This is a genomic window from Salibacterium lacus (genome assembly GCF_042684865.1).
Classification (GTDB): domain Bacteria; phylum Bacillota; class Bacilli; order Bacillales; family Marinococcaceae; genus Salibacterium; species Salibacterium lacus.
The window spans coordinates 62946-81580 of the sequence record NZ_JBHUML010000002.1; the positions used below are offsets into that span (position 1 = coordinate 62946).

The following is an 18635-nucleotide window of genomic DNA, read 5'->3' on the forward strand; positions in this document are numbered from 1 at the left end:
CATGAACGATTACGAACAAAAAGCGCTTGAAGAAGCCCGGGTGTGGCTGCGGCAGCTGAAAAAACCACAAAGCATGACGCGCAGCGCGGCGGCAAGAGTGCAGGGCCGGATTAACCATTTGATGCCCGGAGCGTTTCACCGCTCCATGGGGAAGGCTGTACAGCAGATGACAGGAGGCGTATTGACAGGCTCGGATTATCTGCCGAATAAAAAATTATCCCCGGCTGAAACGCTTGAGGAAGCGGATCAAAAGCTTGAAGAGCTGATCCCGTTTTACCAGAGAGGGGCGGCTGTGGAAGGAGCCGGGACCGGGGCCGGCGGCATCCTCCTTGGAGCCGCAGACTTTCCACTTCTGCTGGGTTTCAAAATGCGTTTTCTTTTTTCCGCGGCGATGATTTACGGGTTGGATGTCCATGATTTTCGGAACCGGCTGTATCTGCTCCACATTTTTCAGGCGGCGTTTTCCAGTCCGGAGAAACGAAAAGAAACCGCGGACCGTCTCGAGACGTGGGACGACTATATCAAAGAAAAACCGAGAAAATTGGAGATTGCTGAAGAATGGGACTGGACGGCATTTCAGCAGGAATACAGAGATCATATTGATCTGGTGAAAATGCTGCAGCTGATGCCTGGTTTCGGCGCTGTCATAGGTGCAGCTGCCAACCATCATCTGCTGGCGCAGCTGGGAGAGGCCGCCAAGCAGGGGTACCGCTGGAAGTGGCTGATGGAAAAAGAAATGTGAAAGAAGTCCGGGCTGCTCTGTTTAGAGCTGCCCGGACTTCTTTGGTTGGATTGGTCGTGCAATGGGCACAGAATCCCCCGGCAGGATGGTAGTGTCCACACCCTGGCTGCATTCTGTTTTTCATAACGTTTACTTCATCAGGCCGGTTCGTAATCGATGACGGCTTTGCCGAGAATTTTAGCGGCCAGAAGAATGGCCCGTTCATCAATATCAAACTTCGGATGGTGATGGGGATACGGTGTTTCCCAATCAGGATGGGCTGCACCGGTGAAGAAATAGGAACCTTTCACGTGATGAAGATAATAGGCAAAGTCCTCGCCTGTCATCTGTGGTTTCATGTATTCTGTTTCTGTTACACCCGGCACTTCAGCAGCGCAGGAGGCAAGAAATTCCGCTTCCCGGGCATGATTTTCGACAGCAGGATAACCCCGGAAATACCGGAAGTCCGCTTCTGCCCCGGCACTGTCACAGGCCGCTTTTGTCATGCGGTTCAGCTCCTGTTCAATGGTGTCCCGTACCTCGTTGTTGAAGGTGCGGACCGTGCCGACGAGGCGGGCCTGGTCGGCTATGACATTAAAAGCGTTCGCTGCTTCAAACGACCCGACCGAGACGACCGCGGATTCCTGCGGATCGATACGGCGGCTGACGAGCTGCTGGATTGTCGTTACGAGCTGCGAGCCGATAACGATGGCGTCTTTCGTGAGGTGAGGGGTGGCCCCGTGTCCGCCCTGGCCGATAATATCTATTTCAAACCGGTCGGCCGCTGCCATCATGGGGCCGTCCTTGTACTGCATCACCCCGTAAGGCACCGTTGCCCAGAGATGTGTCCCAAAGATGACATCCACGTCGTCCAGACAGCCATCTTCAATCATGGCTGCTGCACCGCCGGGAGCCAGTTCCTCCGCATGTTGATGAATAAAAAGAATGGTGCCGGACAGTTCGTCCTGGAGTTCGTTCAGTGCCTTGGCAAGAACGAGCATTTCAGCCGTATGTCCGTCGTGGCCGCAGGCGTGCATCACGCCGTCGTGTTTAGAGGCAAACGACAGGCCGGTTTCTTCCTGAATCGGAAGCGCGTCAAAGTCCGCCCGCAGCGCGATAACAGGGCCGGGTTTCCCGCCTTCGAGTCTTGCGGTCACCCCGCGTCCGCCGACTCCCGTATGTACAGTGTGCCCGAGTTTGCGGTGGTACTCGGCAATATAGGCAGGCGTTTCTTCTTCTTCAAAAGACAGTTCCGGATATTGGTGAAGGTAACGCCGGATCTCCACCATTTCATCATAGCCCTGGTCAAGCAGCTCAAATAACTTCTGTTCCATAATAAACCTCCTCCGTATTAAATACTGAACGGATTGAATTGGGAGAAATACGCAGACAGCATCTGAAAATAACCGGTGAAAAGCAGAATGCCGAGCGCAATCATAATAACGCCGCTTCCCCGCTGAATCCGCGGGAGCCATCTGTTAAGCCGTTTTAATTTATGCAGGGATTTCGAATAAAGCAGGCCGACGATCAAAAAAGGAAGACCCAGCCCCATAGAGTAGATGAAAAGCATAAACAAACCAGTGTACATGGTTTCAGCCGAACCTGCCAGTGTAAGAATACCACCGAGAACCAGCCCGATACATGGGGTCCAGCCGGCAGCGAATACCAGCCCGAAAAACACCGCGCCGGCAAAACTCGTTGATTTTTTCGGCGTTCGGTGTATTTTCTTATCGGTCATTAGTGCTTTAATGGATATAAGTCCGGTCATCTGCAAGCCGAACAGAATAATTACAATACCGCCCACCTGCTGAATGACCTTCTGATTATTTTCAATTAAAGAGCCGAGCGCGGTGGAAGTAGCACCGAGAACCATAAATATCAACGTAAACCCGAGAATAAACCCAAGACTCCGCGAGACGATAATCCGCCTTCCAACCTGCACTTCCCCATCTGCCACAGTGGCCCCTGTGAGCTGGGCAAGGTAAGCCGGGACGAGTGGAAAAATACAGGGGGATAAAAAAGAAACAACCCCTGCACCAAAAGCGAGCCAGATGCTGATGTCATTCACTGATACCCCTCCTGTTTGTTACTCCGTGATGCCAAAAATCCAGCCGGAAAAGCGGCTGTATCTTAGTGTACGAGCGGATGCGGGTGTGCATGCCCGTCCTTTTAGTGTGTGTAGTGAGCAATATATATTTTATCATATCATGATAGCATTGAGCGGGGGAATTGGAAATTCAGGATGCAATTGGACAAGGTTTGATAAAAGTTGTTAAAATCACGCAGAATAACAAAAGCTGTGAAAAAAGATGCCGAAAAAGAGGAGAATACTTTATAATAGCAGCAGAACGTATGTATATTGAAATTATCGTGCAACATGAAGGAGCCGCTGTTCGAAATGAAAAATAAATGGGTGAAATGGGGTCTTCTGCTCATCGGATTTATGCTGGTCAGCGCCGGTATATATTTATCGTCAGTTGTGATAGGCGCAGCTGCCATCGATGAAAAACAGCTTGTTATGAACGAAACGTCTGTGCTCTATGATGAAGATGGTACCAAACTGGCAGAGCTCCATCAGGAAGACCGGAACGTTGTACAGGTTGAATCGCTCCCCGACCACGTAAAGCAGGCGTTTGTTGCGATTGAAGATATGCGTTTTTATGAACACCAGGGTATAGACCCGCGCGGCATTCTGCGTGCGCTTTACCGTGATATTCTTGCGGGAAGTATCGTGGAAGGCGGCAGTACGATTACCCAGCAGCTTGCCAAGAATTCGTTTTTAACCAATGATCAGACCCTGCTGCGCAAAACGAAAGAAGTATTGATTGCGATGGGACTGGAACGAAAATTCAGCAAGGATCAGATTCTTGAATACTACTTGAATCAAATCTACTTCGGGCACGGGGCATACGGTGTGCAGTCTGCAGCCCAGCTCTATTTTAATAAAGATGCGGCCAAGCTGTCGGTGGATGAGGCCGCTATGCTCGCAGGCATTCCGAAAGCACCGTCGAATTACTCACCGGTGGATGATGCCAAAGAGGCGTTGGACCGCCGCAACACGGTCCTCTCCCTGATGGAAGAGCAGGGGTATGTAGGAGCGGAGGAGGCTGTCTCCCTTCAGGGGAAGACGCTTCCCGATACGCTCCATGAAAGAGAAAACAGTCCGGCTTATTATACGTATATTGATATGGTTCTAAACGAAGCCGAAACGAAGTATAATTTGTCGGCTGAAGAGATATACCGGGGAGGATACGACATTGTCGTCCCAATGAATAAAGAGATGCAGCAGGCATCGTATGATCTGTTTCAGCAGGACTCTTACTTTCCGGAGGGATCAGACAATGTTCAAGGGTCTTTTTTCATGATGGATCACCAAAGCGGTGGTGTGGCAGCGGTGCAGGGAGGAAGAGACTACGTACGTCAGGGGCTCAACCGTGTCACAGCCAAGCGCCAGCCCGGTTCGGTCATGAAGCCGCTCGCCGTCTACGCTCCTGCACTGGAATCGGGAAATTATCAGCCGTATTCTCTCCTTCAGGATGAAAAAACAAGGTATGGCGACTATACACCGAAAAACTATAACGACGAGTATGCAGGCGAAATAACAATGAACAGGGCGCTTACAGAATCGACAAATGCGGCGGCGGTGTGGCTTTATGATCAGCTTGACCGAAGCACGACCTCGGAATGGCTGGAATCTGCGGGGCTTGATATCGAGGATAATGGTTTAGCCGCGGCGCTTGGCGGATTGTCGGAAGGGCTGTCGCCGTATCAGATAGCTTCCTCTTATACAGCTTTTGCTAATAATGGAGAGACAACGGAAGCTTATTTCATTTCAAAGATAGAGAATCGTGACGGGGAGGTCATTGCGGAGGCACAAACCTCAACGAAGCAGGTCATGAGTCCCCAGAATGCCTGGTACATGACCAGAATGCTGCAGAATGTGGTGGAGGAAGGGACCGGCACCGCTGGTTCTACGACGTACCCGCTTGCCGGTAAAACCGGGACCACGTCTTTTGTAGAGGTGGAAGGAGCGACGAGGGATGCCTGGTTTGCAGGCTTCACTCCGCAGTGGACCGGCGCATTGTGGATGGGATACGACCAGACGACCGAAGAACAGTACCTGCAGGCCGGCAGTTCTTTCCCGACCCGGCTGTTTAAAGATATTTTAAATGAGGTGCCGGAAGAATCGGATGTCCGCACCGCTTTTGAACAGCCCGACGGCGTACAGGATCTTGAAGCGCCGGTGGAGATGGGAAACGTGGATGACTTATCTGCGTCCCTGAGTCTTCGCGGAGGCGGTCTTTTCAATGTCCAGCTGGAGTGGACGGCTGCCGAAGATGAACGCGTCATCTACAGAATCTACGAAGTGACAGACGGGGCGAGCAGGAAAGTTACCGAAGTACAGGGAACAGGAGAGCATACGATTGAAGGAGTGAACATCTTCAACATGAAAGAGTATATGGTGGTTCCCTATAATCCCCAGACCGAAAAAGAAGGCGAAGCTTCCAATGTGGCAGAAGCCTCGATGGGATCGATTTTCGGGGGCGGATAATAGAAGGAGCAATGCGGGGTTGTCCATCCAAGGGCAGCCCCCTGCTTTATTTATAGGGCTTCCATTGCCCAGGGCGCCCCGCGCTTTTTTATATCTATCCATTTTATGAACAATGGCTGGAAGTGCTGTACATGACAATGCTTGTGGAGTATGGTAAAAAGGGTATGGAAAGATAGACGAATGCAGGAAAGCCGCTGAATGAACAGGCTTACAGGAACAGGAGGAAATGGCTATGACCGAACAGAAAAAAAACATGACGTTTCTGCAGGCTGCAAGAAAAGAAGCAGTGGACCATGTCCCGGTCTGGTATATGCGCCAGGCGGGCCGTTCACAGCCGGAGTACCGCAGACTGAAAGAAAAATATTCGCTATTTGAGATAACAAGAGATCCGGAATTGTGCGCCTATGTAACGAAACTGCCGGTAGATCAGTACAATACCGATGCTGCCATTTTGTACAAAGATATTATGACGCCTCTTCCTTCCATGGGGGTTGAAGTCGATATTAAGCCGGGAGTCGGCCCGGTCATTCATAATCCGATTAAGCATCACGAAGATGTCGATAAACTTGGGATGATTGACCCCGAACAGGAAGTCCCGTTTGTACTGGACACGATCAGTCTGCTCCGGGAACAGCTCCATGTCCCGCTGATCACGTTCAGCGGCGCACCGTTTACGCTCGCAAGCTATATGATTGAAGGCGGCCCGTCCAAAAACTACTACCACACAAAAGCCTTCATGCATGCCCGGCCCGAGGCCTGGCAGGCACTCATGGACAAGCTCGGGGATATGACGATCCGTTACGTGAAAGCACAGATCCGGGCAGGAGCGGAAGCCATCCAGATTTTTGATTCATGGGTCGGAGCGTTAAACGCAGCCGACTACCGCCGCTATGTAAAGCCGGTTATGACAAAAATATTTGAAGAACTGAACCACGAGAACGTTCCCATCATTATGTTCGGAGTAGGGGCTGGACATCTGATACAGGAATGGAACGACCTGCCGCTTGAAATTATTGGTCTTGACTGGCGCACGTCTGTGTCAGAAGCGAGAAACCAGGGAGTGAAAAAAGCCCTCCAGGGGAACCTTGATCCATCCCTGCTCCTTGCACCGTGGGACGCTATTGAAGAACAGGTCAAACCGATTCTCGACCAGGGCATGCAGGAAAACGGGTTCATTTTCAACCTGGGACACGGCGTATTTCCGGAGGTAGATCCGGATACGCTGAAACGGTTAACAGCATTTGTTCATGAATATACACAGAAATAATAAAAGGGGGTCATCCTATATGGCAGTGAAAATCGGACTGCTCGTGATGGCATACGGAACACCTCGCAGCCTTGATGAGGTGGAATCCTACTATACGCATATCCGCCGCGGCAGAAAGCCGTCGGAAGAAGCGCTTCAGGATTTAATTTCAAGATATGAAGCAATAGGGGGCGTTTCCCCTCTGGCCAAGATTACAAACAATCAGGGCCGGAGCCTGGAGCAGCGGCTGAATGAGCGGACAGAAGATGTCGAATTTCATTGGTACCTCGGTCTGAAGCACATTGATCCGTTTATTGAAGATGCCGTGGCCCAGATGAAGGAAGACGGTATCGAAACAGCATACAGTATTGTGCTTGCGCCGCATTTTTCTACATTCAGCATTAAATCATATAACGGCCGGGCGCACGAAGAAGCCGAACGTATTAACGGCCCGGAGATCCACTCTGTTGAGAACTGGCACGACGAACCGAAGTTCATCGAATACTGGGTGGATCAGGTGAAACGCACGATGGAGCAGACGCGTCCGGATGAAAAGACGTGTGTGATTTTTTCAGCACACAGCCTCCCGGAAAAAATTATACAGGCCGGCGACCCTTATCCTGAGCAGCTTGAAGAAACAGCGAAATGGGTTGCAGAAGGAGCCGGTATTTCTGATTACGCGATCGGCTGGCAGAGTGAGGGGAATACACCGGATCCATGGCTCGGCCCTGATGTTCAGGATTTAACAAAAGATCTCCATTCCAATTATGGATACAATGCTTTTATATACTGTCCGGTTGGATTCGTGGCGGATCATCTTGAGGTTCTGTTTGACAATGATGTCGAGTGCCGGCAGGCCTGCGGGGAAGTTGGTGCGTCCTATTACCGTCCTGCTATGCCGAATGCGGAGCCTGAATTTATTGATGCACTGGCAGATGCCATTTTAAGAAAAAGGCAGACAGAGGCAGAGAGTAAGTGAGGAATGGATCATGAAAACAGCTATAATTGGAGGCGGCATTACCGGACTTGCAGCCGCCTACTATCTGCAGAAAGAGATTATGACCAATTCACTGGATATGGAATACCATCTTTTTGAAAAAGATTCACGTCTCGGTGGCAAAATAAAAACGGACTACCACAAGGGTTTTGTTATTGAGCAGGGTCCTGATTCTTTTCTCGCCCGGAAAGAGAGTGCTTCCATCCTGGCAAAAGAAGTAGGCCTTGAAGAAGAATTAATATCAAACAACGCCAGCGGCGCCTATATTCTGAAAGGAAGTTCCCTGCACCCGATTCCGGAAGGTTCTGTGATGGGAATTCCGACTAAACTGGGTCCTTTTTTAACGACAGGGTTGTTTTCCATACGTGGCAAACTGCGGGCAGCAGGGGACTTTATCCTGCCCCGCTCCAAATCAGAGACAGATCAGGGGCTTGGTGTTTTTTTCCGGAGACGCCTTGGAAGTGAAGTGGTGGATCATCTGATTGAACCACTTTTGTCCGGTATTTACGCCGGAAACATTGACCGGTTAAGCCTTCAGGCGACGTTTCCCCGTTTTTTTGAAGTGGAGCGGCAGTACCGGAGCCTCATTCTTGGAATGAAAGGGGAACGCCCTTCCTCCGGAGGCGGGCGGAAAAAAGCTGGTTTTTACAGTTTGACGAAGGGACTTCAATCGTTTGTGGAAGGTATTGAGAATCACCTGGATGAAGATGCGGTCCACAAAAATTCCGGTCTGCAGTCGATCCGCAGAAAAGCAGGGCAGTATGAGCTCATCTTCAACGACGGGAGCACGTCTCTGTTTGACCGGGTGATCATGACAACCCCGCACGATGTTACCGCAGCGCTGCTGGGTTCAGACGTGCTGAACGAAGAACTTGCTTCCATTCCCGCAACGTCTGTCGCGACGGTAGCGATGGCCTTTGATGAAAACCAGCTCAGCGGTGATTTTGACGGTACCGGATTTGTCGTTTCCAAAAAGAGCGGATACACCATCACCGCCTGCACCTGGACACACCGCAAATGGGACCATGCCGCTCCTCCCGGAAAGGCGCTGCTTCGCTGTTATGTGGGAAAGCCCGGCGGCGTCGAAGTGGTCGAAAAATCGGACGAAGAACTGGTGGATATTGTTCTGAAAGATTTGAACCAGGTGATGTCTGTGGACGGTAAGCCGGAATATTCCAATGTCACACGCTGGCGTCACGCCATGCCGCAGTATGAAGTAGGACATTTCGAAAAAATGGAACGTATAGCAGACCATATGAAAACAGAATTTCCCGGCATCTACATGGCGGGAGCCGCATTTGAAGGGGTTGGTCTCCCGGACTGCATCAGCCAGGGAGAGCAGGCCGTGCGCCGTTTGATGGAACAGTAATCGATGTGGGGAGCCGGCCGGACTCCGCCGATTTCGACAGGCAGCTGATCCGGTGGAACCCCGGCCGCGAGCCGGTGCGGCCCTTGTGCTCTGGAAAAAAGCAAAGCATGTTGGCGCAGCAACGAAAAATGCCGAACGGATTTAAAAAATCGTTCGGCATTTTTCGTTGCTTTTAAAGGTTTTGTCCCAGACTCTTTCTTCATGAACCGGATTTTATCCCGGCTTTCCTGCTTCCATTACTTCTTTTAGTTCCTGCTGGTTACTGCTGGCTCTGCTGTACCTGCTGCAAATCTTGCTGTGCCTGCTGCAGATCCTGCTGAGCCTGTTGGAACTGTGGTTGAGCTGTCATGCTGGTCTGCTGCTGTCCGGCCTGCTGTAATTGCTGCTCAGCCTGCTGCAGCTGCTGCTGGCACTGCTGGAGTTTCTGTGGATCGTTGCCGGCATTCTGCATATTCTGTTTGGCTTGCTGGATGGCTTGCTGCGCCTGCTGCATTTGTTGATTCTGGTTTTGCTGTGTCATCTAAAATCCCTCCATGATTGTGGATTTAGTGGAGCACTACGTAGTGTGACCGCAGTTGCTCAAATTATGCATGATGATGCTGAAAGACAATCGGTATGATACAATATACTATACCTTCAACAACGGCAGATCAGGAGTGTAAAACGATTGGATGAACACAGAGAGTTGGATATTCTAAGACATGCAAGGCATGACTGGATGAATGTCATACAGATTATAAAAGGTAACCTTTCCCTGAACCGGACAGACCGGGTGGAGGAAATACTAAATGACACGATACGCAGATCCGAGCATGCGAGCCGTCTCACGCGTCTTGGGATACCCGGGACGGCTCTCTTTCTGCTGTCGTTTAACTGGGAACCGCACCGGTTTGCGCTCGATATGGAAGTGACCGGAGAAGTCCGGGACTGTTCAAACATGGAGGAATGCTGGTATGAAATAATTTCCTCGTTTACACAGCAGCTCGATGCGGCTGCTTCACCGGGAAAAGACAATCAACTGCTGATTACGATTCACACGGAGCAGGAACCTTACGTGGAATTTGATTTTCAGGGCAGCATTGAAAACCGTTCCGGGCTTCAGGACTGGCTCGCCGTTTATTCGGACACCGGCAGATGCCGCATCGACCAAGTTATCTGGAATGAAAAGGAATTAGTCTTTGTATTGACAAGTGAATGAGGTGAAAACATGTTTATAGATAAAGTGAAAATATACGTGAAGGCCGGTGACGGCGGCGATGGTATGGTCGCCTTCCGCCGTGAAGCCTACGTCCCGGACGGCGGCCCCGCCGGCGGCGACGGCGGCAGAGGCGGAAACATTGTTTTTGAAGTGGATGAGGGGCTGCGTACGCTGATGGATTTCAGGTATCAAAAGCATTTTAAGGCCAAACGGGGCGAAGACGGCCGCTCCAAAAATCAACATGGAAAAAACGCAGAAGATCTGGTTATTTATGTGCCTCCTGGTACGACGCTGCGCGACAGTGATACAGGAGACGTTATCGCGGATTTAACGACCCACAAGGAACGTTTTACCGCTGCCCGCGGGGGAAGAGGCGGCAAAGGGAATACCCGTTTCACAACCCCGGCCAACCCCGCGCCGGAGATTAAAGAGAACGGAGAGCCGGCACCGGAACGAAACATGGAATTGGAACTGAAACTGCTTGCAGATGCCGGTCTTGTCGGTTTTCCAAGTGTCGGTAAATCTACGCTGCTGTCGGTCGTTTCAGCAGCCAAACCCAAAATCGGTGATTACCATTTCACCACCATACAGCCGAACCTCGGTGTGGTGGAAAGTGAAAACGGGAACAGCTTTGTCATGGCTGACCTTCCCGGGCTGATTGAAGGCGCCCATGAAGGGACAGGGCTCGGCCAGCAGTTTCTCCGCCATATTGAACGTACGAGAGTGATTATCCACGTCGTTGATATGTCCGGGTTTGAAGGAAGAGACCCATTTGAGGACTATGAGATGATTAATGAAGAGTTGAAACAATACAACATGCGTCTGCTGGAGCGTCCTCAGATTATTGCAGCCAATAAGATGGACATGCCCGGGGCCGATGAGAACCTGGCTGCATTCCGGGAAAAGATCCCGGAAGAAGTGAGTGTGTATCCCATTTCCTCCCTCACAAAAGGGGGACTGACCAATATGCTGAGAGAAACAGCGGAACTTCTGGAACAGACACCTGAGTTTCCATTGTATGAAGAGCAGGAAGAATCAAAAGTGGTGTACCGTTATCAGAAGTCTGAAGCGCCGTTTACAATTACCCGGGCCGATGACGGTGCATTTGAGATTTCCGGAGCAGAAATCGAAAAAATCTTTAAAATGACGGATATGACAAAAGATGATTCGATTAACCGTTTTTCCCGGAAGATGCGGCAGATGGGCATCGATGAAGCGCTCCGGAATAGAGGGGCCAAAGACGGCGATACGGTTCGTCTGCTTGACTTTGAATTTGAATTTATTGAATAATGACGGGTTCCGGTTTGTTTAAAAAATGAATGCAGCGCAGCGAGGAACGCGGTACCGCGGCTGCGCTGATTTCAATCCGGCTGGTGGTGAACGGATGACAGAGAAAATCGACAACTTTTATCTGGTCAGGCAGGATATGCTGACAGAGGCGATGCAGAAAACACTGGAGGCGAAATCTCTGCTTGAAAGTGGGAAAAAACAGAAAGTAGCAGATGCTGTTCATTCTGTTGACTTAAGCAGAAGTGCGTTTTACAAATACAGGGACGCTATTTTTCCTTTTCACACTGTCATTAAGGAAGAAATTATTACGCTTTCGATTCAACTCACCGACATTTCCGGCTCGTTATCCACGCTGCTGCAGGAAGTGGCGCGGGCGGAATCGAATGTGCTGACCATCAACCAGACAATACCGCTGCAGGGGAGAGCAAACGTAACACTCACCATTGATACGTCGGCACTTCGGATGGAAATCCGCTCCCTTGTGCAGCGTCTTGAACGGATGGACGCAGTGGAAAACGTGGAGATTGTCGGGTCAGGATCGTTATAGGAAAAAGCACAGTTCACAGTAAGGAGTGGAGAGTCTGATATGACAATGAAAGTTGGGTATCTTGGTCCGCAAGGGTCATTTACGGAAGTGGCAGCAAAGGCGGTAATGCCGGATAGTGAACGGAGCTCCTTTCCGACAATACCTTCCTGTATGGAAGCTGCGGCGGAACATGAAGTGGACATAGCGGTCGTTCCGCTTGAAAATGCGATTGAAGGCTCCGTCAATATGACACTCGATTACTTAATTCACAAGCACGAACTGCCGATTACAGCGGAGGTGACGGTGCCGATTGAACAACACCTGCTCGTTCACCCGGACCGGACGAACAATCTGGAGCAGATCACCGACGTTTATTCCCATCCGCAGGCTATTGCACAGTGCCATGAATTCATTCAGCGGGAACTGCCGAATGCAAGAATTCATTATACGAATTCCACAAGTGCCGCTGCTTTGGAAATTCAGGAAAATCCAGAACGAAATGCTGCCGCTGTGGCCAACCTCCTGGCCGCCGGAACGTACGGCTTAACCCCGGCCAGAGAGAACATTCATGACTACGGCAACAATCATACCCGTTTTGTTTTTGTTTCTGATTCCAAAAAGGAGCCGGTTCTAAAAGAAGCAAAAACACATAAAACGACCATGGTCATTACATTGCCGTCGGATTATTCCGGAGCCCTTCATCAAGTGTTGTCGGCTTTTTCATGGAGAAAGCTGAATTTGACGAAAATCGAATCAAGACCGATGAAAACCGGCATCGGGAATTACTTTTTTGTGATTGATGTGGAAAAAGAGATGGATGATGTGCTGCTTCCAGGTGTCATTGCTGAAGTTGAAGCCCTCGGCTGCGGTGTCCGGGTGCTGGGAAGCTATCCCTGCCTTCTTTCTTCAGAAATAGATCATACAAACAAAAAGGAGCTGTCCCCTAAATAGGGACAGCTCCTTTTTATTCACGCAGCGTATGTTCAGGTCAGTAAAAAACCATCCTCATAAAGAGCCTGTTTGATTTCTTCGATGACAGCGTCTGATCCTGCTTCCAGCGTGTGCATGTGTGTTCCATCGGTTAATTCGGAGAGCAGTGGTGCACTGGTTTCCTGCAGACTTTCAATGAATTTTTTCACATCGCGGCGGCTTGAGAGCATCAGCGGTGCAGAGATATCGCCGTAGAAAGGATGCTCAATCGACACATCAATCACCCGGGCTCCGTGATCGACCATAATGTACAGTTCATCTTCCGTTCTGTGTAAATCCGAGGAGTGAAAGCAGGCAAGCCGGCGCCGGACCTGATGGTGCTCGGGTTCTGAAAGCATAACGTAACCCTGTGACGTAGCAAGGATAGGGTGATTTTTTGCTTTCAGCAGCGACATATCCTGAACAATCACCTGCCGGCTGACGTTGGTCCGCTCTGCCAGATCTTTTCCTGTTATCGGATTTGAGGTGTCCTGCAGCCACTCCAGAATCAGCGATCTGCGCTGTTGTCCCGGTATTTTATCGGATTGATTTCCCATTGCCATTTCCTCCATTACATATATCTGACTGTTATTTTACAGCAAAGGTGCCGGTATGAACAGCCGCACCGGGTAATTGTGCATATCCTGTATTCCTGCGGCATATGCTTGCTGTAGATAAGACGTTCGAATATAGAACGGACAAACGCAGTAATGGAAGCAAAGCAAGATTTTTGGATGATGGTGAAGGAGGAAAAACATGCAGATTCATATTGCACAAAAAGGTGATACCTTATGGAAGCTGGCACAGCAGTATAATGTTTCATTCGAAGAAGTCAAACAGGCGAATCATCATTTGGCAGATCCAAATCAAATCATGCCGGGAATGAAAATAAAGATACCGGCAAAAAGTGTGCAGGTAAAAAAAGAAGAGCCCAAGGCCGATCAGCAAAAAGAAAACCAGCAAAAGCAGGAGACGGTGAAAGAGAATATGAAGCAGCCTTCCGGACAACAGGCGAACGTCCCGCCCATGTACCAGCCGGCTCCGATGCCATCCCATCCTAACGCGCCCTCGTCAGAAGAAAATCATTATAATATGAATGTCCATTTTTATCAGCAGGGCGGGAATCAAAAGCAGAACGAACAACAGCAAAAACCCGAAACTCCATCATCAAAGCCAAGTCCGAAAAAACCCGAAGATGTTATGCCGTCCCAGACGAAACCACCTAAAATGCAGCAGAATCCAGCGGCGGCTGGAGCTCATATGACAGAAGAAAACATGGCAGGTATGACAGAGCAAGGTCCATGTATGTATATTCCAGTGGTTCCGGTTATGCCTCCTTGTCCTCCAGCCGGTACCGGACACCCGCATTCCTTCTCCCCTGTGATGTCCTCTCCATGCTCTGGTCCGGACATGCAGCAGCAGATGATGCCGATGGCGCCGCCGCAGCACATGCCGGGGATGCCGATGCCTCCTTCTCCAAATAGCATGGAAATGGGATGGATGCCACAGCCCGGACAACCGGAAGGGATGATGCCGGGTGGTATGATGCAGCCGGCAAATGAAAACAGCTCCGGTAAAAAACGCGAAACAGACGAAGGAAATCAATATACCGGAAATGGTACAGGGTATGCAGAGATACCGGAATCATTCGGCAGCGGCCCGTATTCCCCGTGGATGAATCCTTACCGGCCGCCGCAGTCCTGAAGGGTTTAGGTAAAGGACTACCGTTATTACCTCTAAATAACAGTGTAAAATCGCCTCCTTGAACCAAACTAACAGGTGAAAGGAGGTTTTTTAATGAAGAAAACAGCGATCACGTTGACAGCCTGCGCTCTTATCGCCGGCGGTTTCACCGGATGCGGCAATGCCGAAGAAAATCAAGGCGCCGCACCGAACCGGTACAACACAAATACCAACTACGATCAGACCGGTTACAATGACCAAGGCAGCCGACGCGGGGAAGGTCCAATGACAGACATGATGACAGAAGATGACCGGATGCAGGGCGGTGCCGCTAATTATGGACGAAATAATAATGATAATGGCTACCGTGGACAAATTGGTGACCGTCCCGGTATGGTAGGCGAGCGCGGCATGCTGAATTCGCGGAATGTCAATGACGGTGCTGCTGAAAATACGCCCCAAAATCAGAACATGAATAACAACGGCGGCAGTAATGCAGAAAACAATGGACAGGCATCGGACATTGAAACGCAGGTGGAAAGTATGGAAGGCGTCGATGACGCGCGAGCCATCGTCCATGGTAAGGATGTCGTAGTCGGCATTGACACACCGGAAGAAGGCAAAAAAGCAGAACAGCTTGCCGGCAAGGTGAAGAGCAAGGTTTCATCCAATATGAACAACAAAAATGTTCATGTCACCCACGATGCCCAGAAATTCGGCGACATTCAGAAGCTTGGGGATAATATGGAAAACGGAAACGGCCTTAATGAAGCCGGCGATACCATCAATGATATGATCAACGATATCGGAGATGCAGCAAGCAGACCATTTGAAAACAGTTAATCGAAGGTAGAGCGTTCCACCCTCAGGAAGCGGTGGAACGCTTTTTCATTTTTAAATAAAACCGTTCACACATATCTGTATCAGAAAAGAGACACGCTTTGCGATGCCTCCTTCCTTCAATGTTTGGGCTGAATATGCTATATTTTATAAATGGATAGAAAGAGGAGGAATGAACAATGGCAGGACATTCCAAATGGCATAACATAAAAAGAAGAAAAGAAAGCCAGGATGCCAAACGCGCAAAAGTATTCACGAAATTGTCGAAGGAAATATTCGCTGCGGTCCGGGAAAGCGGCGATGATCCCGATACGAATCTTCGTCTGCGGATGGCTCTTACCAAAGCAAGAGCGGAGAACGTACCGTCGGACAATATAGAACGAACCATCAAAAAAGCTTCCGGTGAAAGCGGGGCTGTGGACTACGAAGCCTTCACGTATGAAGGCTACGGCCCCGGCGGTGCAGCCGTGCTCGTCCAGACATTGACCGAGAACAAAAACCGAACCGTATCGGAAGTCCGGCACGCTTTTTCCAAACATGGCGGCAATCTCGGGGAAAACGGCTGTGTATCGTTTATGTTCAACCGGAAAGGACAGTTGATCATTGAGCGGGAAGAAGAAATGGATGAAGAGGACTTCACCCTTGAAGCTATTGAAGCCGGAGGCGAAGAGATTGATTACGACGAGAACTGGTTCTATATCCAGACCGAGCCGGACGATTTTGAAAACGTAAAAAAGACCCTCGAAGACAACGGATATACGTTCTCGAAAGCGGAGATCATTCTGTTTCCGGATGTGAATACAACCCTGAACGATGAGCACGCGGAGAAAATGATGAAACTTATTGATGCGCTGGAAGATAACGATGATGTCCAGAATGTCTATCACAATTTCGAAGTGGAAGAAGAGCAGTTAGCACGTCTTTCATGATTCAGAGAATAAACCCTCAGACGGACGGGCACGCTGTCCAGTAAAAAAGGGTGGATTTTTCTTGAATAAAAAGACAATAGGTGCAGCTTTATGCATTGTTCTGCTGCTGGGTTCAGCCGCGACATTTTTCCACGACGATCCGTCTTCCTCGTCTGAGAGAAAATCGGGGCCTGCCCGTTATACCCTGATTCTGGAGCAGGAAATGCCGGACGGAGAGATGGTAACCGAGCAAAAGATGGAGACGGTGTGGTCGGTGGAAGATTTCTGGATGAAATACAGAGACTGGAAGGTAGTGGACCAGAACCAGGAAGAAATCACACTGCGCCGGTCCGGACGCGGCAAATGAACTGGTTTCTATCACGCGGTAATTCTGCTATGATAGAAGGAAAGCATGTTCGGCAGGAGAAGAGGGAAATGACGGTTGATTGAATTTTTACGAGGAACCATTGTACACACAGAACGCGAAACGTTGACGCTTGAAGTGGGAAATACCGGCTACTTGATCTACTGTGCCAATCCTTTCGTGTTTAACAGGCAGGAAGAGGAAGTAACCATCTATACCTATCAGTATGTCAAAGAGGATGTACTGCGGCTCTACGGTTTTCCTACGAGGAAAGAGCGGGGGCTTTTTGAACAGCTTCTGCAGGTGTCGGGTATCGGGCCGAAAGGAGCACTGGCCGTTTTGGCTGCCGGCGCGCCGGCTCAGGTTGTACAGGCGGTGGAAGAAGAAAATGAAACCTTTCTTGTGAAATTCCCCGGCGTCGGAAGAAAAACAGCCCGGCAGATCATTCTCGATCTGAAAGGAAAGCTGACGGAAGTGATGGAGGATACGTCCGGCACAGCCATGCCTTCTGCAACGGAGGAAATAGAATTCAATGAGGCGCTTGAGGAAGCACTGGAAGCCTTGAAAGCCCTCGGTTACGGGGAGAAGGAAATCGCGAAAGTGAAACCGGCGCTTAAAAACGAACAGTTAACGTCGGATGAGTATGTAAAAAAAGCATTGCAGTGGATGCTTTCCTAAACTGATAAGGAGCAGGTGGTGCTTCAATCATGGAAGAACGAGTCGTTTCACAATCGGCATACGCTGAAGACGATGCTGCGGAGAACAGCATACGGCCCCTTGATTTCAGCCAGTATATCGGTCAGAAAAAAGTGAAAGATAACCTGGAAGTATTTATTGAAGCGGCCAAAATGCGGGAAGAGAGCCTGGACCATGTCCTTCTTTACGGCCCGCCCGGTCTTGGAAAAACCACCCTGGCCATGATTATTGCAGGTGAAATGGGGGTTCATATCCGCACGACGTCGGGTCCGGCCATAGAGCGTCCGGGCGATCTGGCTGCTGTTTTGACCGCTCTGGAGCCGGGGGATGTTTTGTTTATCGATGAAATCCACCGGCTTCCGCGGTCGGTCGAGGAAGTGCTTTATCCGGCAATGGAGGATTTCTGTATTGATATTATCATCGGAAAAGAATCAACGGCACGGTCCGTCCGCCTCGATCTGCCCCCATTCACATTAATCGGGGCCACAACGAGAGCCGGCATGCTTTCTTCCCCGCTGCGCGATCGCTTTGGCGTGCACGCAAGACTTGAATATTACGAAGAAGAGGATTTGTCCCGCATCGTCACCCGGAGCGGGGATATGATGGGGGTGGCTGTCGAAGATGATGCTGCCCGCGAAATGGCAAGACGTTCGCGGGGAACGCCGAGGGTGGCAAACCGCCTGCTGCGACGGGTCCGTGATTTCGCGCAGGTGAAAGGAACGGACCGGATTTCTCTGAACGAAGCGGATTCTGCGCTGGAGAACCTGCATGTGGATAAACTGGGGCTTGATGACATTGACCACCAGCTGTTGAACACGATTATCACAACATTCCGCGGAGGACCGGTAGGGGTGGAAGCTGTAGCTGCCGCTATCGGGGAAGAGGCGAACACGCTGGAAGACGTATATGAACCGTACTTAATGCAGATAGGCTTTCTCGTGCGCACCCCACGAGGGCGGATGGTGACGCCGCACGTCTATGAACATCTGCATCTGGAGGTGCCGGGCCGTGAATGATATTCCCAAACTTCTCATCGGCCTGGGTGCAGCGCTCGTTATTTTCGGGCTGATCTGGCAGGTTGGCGGCAGGTATATCCCGCTTGGCAGACTACCCGGTGATATCATCATCAAAAATGAAAATTCAAGTTTTTACTTTCCAATCGTGACATGCATCGTCGTGAGCATCGTCCTTTCCTTTGTGTTTTATATTATTGGACGTTTCCGGTAGATGAATGCTGTTCTGATCCGTGTATGGAGAGACAAAAGTGAGGTATAAG

At 50.2% G+C, this 18635-nt stretch carries 21 protein-coding genes; 17 read left to right on the plus strand and 4 right to left on the minus strand.

The features are described from left to right. Position 1: 1 nt before the first annotated feature. On the plus strand, positions 2-742 hold the full coding sequence (locus ACFSUB_RS00725; RefSeq protein WP_380711272.1) for an EcsC family protein: 741 nt from the start codon (positions 2-4) through the stop codon (positions 740-742). A gap of 137 nt (positions 743-879) precedes the next feature. On the opposite strand, the gene ACFSUB_RS00730 is transcribed toward ACFSUB_RS00725, so the two are convergent. Further along, positions 880-2055, minus strand: coding sequence for an amidohydrolase (locus tag ACFSUB_RS00730; protein WP_380711273.1), 1176 nt, complete (start codon positions 2053-2055; stop codon positions 880-882). A 17-nt stretch (positions 2056-2072) separates the two neighbouring features. Beyond that, on the minus strand, positions 2073-2789 hold the full coding sequence (locus ACFSUB_RS00735; RefSeq protein ID WP_380711274.1) for a cytochrome c biogenesis CcdA family protein: 717 nt from the start codon (positions 2787-2789) through the stop codon (positions 2073-2075). Positions 2790-2950: 161 nt separating this feature from the next. On the opposite strand from ACFSUB_RS00735, the gene ACFSUB_RS00740 reads away from it, so the two are divergent. The 5 genes from ACFSUB_RS00740 (at position 2951) to hemY (ending at position 8885) form a co-directional block, all read left to right on the plus strand. Then, positions 2951-3130, plus strand: a complete 180-nt coding sequence (locus ACFSUB_RS00740; protein WP_380711275.1) for a hypothetical protein — start codon at positions 2951-2953, stop codon at positions 3128-3130. Next, complete coding sequence (locus ACFSUB_RS00745; protein ID WP_380711276.1) at positions 3120-5273, plus strand: transglycosylase domain-containing protein; 2154 nt, start codon at positions 3120-3122, stop codon at positions 5271-5273. Before ACFSUB_RS00740 ends, ACFSUB_RS00745 begins: the two co-directional genes overlap by 11 nt. A gap of 232 nt (positions 5274-5505) precedes the next feature. Then, positions 5506-6540, plus strand: a complete 1035-nt coding sequence (gene hemE / locus ACFSUB_RS00750) for a uroporphyrinogen decarboxylase (RefSeq protein ID WP_380711278.1) — start codon at positions 5506-5508, stop codon at positions 6538-6540. A gap of 19 nt (positions 6541-6559) precedes the next feature. Further along, the gene (gene hemH / locus ACFSUB_RS00755; protein WP_380711279.1) at positions 6560-7498 is read left to right on the plus strand and encodes a ferrochelatase; all 939 of its coding nucleotides are present in this window, start codon (positions 6560-6562) and stop codon (positions 7496-7498) included. A gap of 10 nt (positions 7499-7508) precedes the next feature. Next, positions 7509-8885 (plus strand): protoporphyrinogen oxidase, encoded by a 1377-nt coding sequence (gene hemY / locus ACFSUB_RS00760; protein ID WP_380711280.1) that lies wholly within the window; start codon positions 7509-7511, stop codon positions 8883-8885. 259 nt (positions 8886-9144) lie between these two features. Here the strand turns inward: hemY and ACFSUB_RS00765 are convergent, their stop codons facing one another. Continuing rightward, positions 9145-9405 (minus strand): hypothetical protein, encoded by a 261-nt coding sequence (locus tag ACFSUB_RS00765; protein WP_380711281.1) that lies wholly within the window; start codon positions 9403-9405, stop codon positions 9145-9147. A gap of 147 nt (positions 9406-9552) precedes the next feature. Here ACFSUB_RS00765 and ACFSUB_RS00770 point away from each other — a divergent pair, with 147 nt between their 5' ends. The 4 genes from ACFSUB_RS00770 to pheA all read left to right on the plus strand — a co-directional run bounded on the left by ACFSUB_RS00770 (position 9553) and on the right by pheA (position 12850). Continuing rightward, positions 9553-10083, plus strand: a complete 531-nt coding sequence (locus tag ACFSUB_RS00770; RefSeq protein WP_380711282.1) for a Spo0B C-terminal domain-containing protein — start codon at positions 9553-9555, stop codon at positions 10081-10083. A gap of 9 nt (positions 10084-10092) precedes the next feature. Continuing rightward, positions 10093-11373: a GTPase ObgE gene (obgE, locus tag ACFSUB_RS00775; protein ID WP_380711283.1), complete on the plus strand. Its 1281-nt coding sequence runs from the start codon at positions 10093-10095 to the stop codon at positions 11371-11373. A 94-nt stretch (positions 11374-11467) separates the two neighbouring features. Then, positions 11468-11920, plus strand: coding sequence for an ACT domain-containing protein (locus ACFSUB_RS00780; RefSeq protein WP_090925651.1), 453 nt, complete (start codon positions 11468-11470; stop codon positions 11918-11920). Between the two features lie 45 nt (positions 11921-11965). Beyond that, positions 11966-12850, plus strand: a complete 885-nt coding sequence (gene pheA, locus ACFSUB_RS00785) for a prephenate dehydratase (protein ID WP_380713143.1) — start codon at positions 11966-11968, stop codon at positions 12848-12850. A 32-nt stretch (positions 12851-12882) separates the two neighbouring features. Here the strand turns inward: pheA and ACFSUB_RS00790 are convergent, their stop codons facing one another. Next, a complete protein-coding gene (locus tag ACFSUB_RS00790; RefSeq protein ID WP_380711284.1) occupies positions 12883-13425 on the minus strand; it encodes a transcription repressor NadR in 543 nt (180 codons plus the stop codon). 199 nt (positions 13426-13624) lie between these two features. On the opposite strand from ACFSUB_RS00790, the gene safA reads away from it, so the two are divergent. From safA to ACFSUB_RS00825, 7 genes are all read left to right on the plus strand, one after another. Beyond that, on the plus strand, positions 13625-14572 hold the full coding sequence (gene safA / locus ACFSUB_RS00795; protein WP_380711285.1) for a SafA/ExsA family spore coat assembly protein: 948 nt from the start codon (positions 13625-13627) through the stop codon (positions 14570-14572). Positions 14573-14665: 93 nt separating this feature from the next. Continuing rightward, positions 14666-15394 (plus strand): YhcN/YlaJ family sporulation lipoprotein, encoded by a 729-nt coding sequence (locus tag ACFSUB_RS00800; protein ID WP_380711286.1) that lies wholly within the window; start codon positions 14666-14668, stop codon positions 15392-15394. A 176-nt stretch (positions 15395-15570) separates the two neighbouring features. Next, positions 15571-16320 (plus strand): YebC/PmpR family DNA-binding transcriptional regulator, encoded by a 750-nt coding sequence (locus ACFSUB_RS00805; protein ID WP_380711287.1) that lies wholly within the window; start codon positions 15571-15573, stop codon positions 16318-16320. 61 nt (positions 16321-16381) lie between these two features. Continuing rightward, positions 16382-16666, plus strand: a complete 285-nt coding sequence (locus ACFSUB_RS00810) for a BofC N-terminal domain-containing protein (RefSeq protein WP_380711288.1) — start codon at positions 16382-16384, stop codon at positions 16664-16666. 75 nt (positions 16667-16741) lie between these two features. Then, positions 16742-17341 carry a Holliday junction branch migration protein RuvA gene (ruvA, locus tag ACFSUB_RS00815; RefSeq protein WP_380711289.1) on the plus strand — a complete coding sequence of 200 codons (600 nt, stop codon included), beginning with the start codon at positions 16742-16744 and terminating at the stop codon, positions 17339-17341. A gap of 29 nt (positions 17342-17370) precedes the next feature. Then, positions 17371-18375, plus strand: coding sequence for a Holliday junction branch migration DNA helicase RuvB (gene ruvB, locus ACFSUB_RS00820; protein WP_380711290.1), 1005 nt, complete (start codon positions 17371-17373; stop codon positions 18373-18375). Next, the gene (locus ACFSUB_RS00825) at positions 18368-18586 is read left to right on the plus strand and encodes a DUF2905 domain-containing protein (RefSeq protein WP_380711291.1); all 219 of its coding nucleotides are present in this window, start codon (positions 18368-18370) and stop codon (positions 18584-18586) included. The genes ruvB and ACFSUB_RS00825 overlap by 8 nt, the downstream gene beginning before the upstream one ends. Positions 18587-18635: the final 49 nt, after the last annotated feature.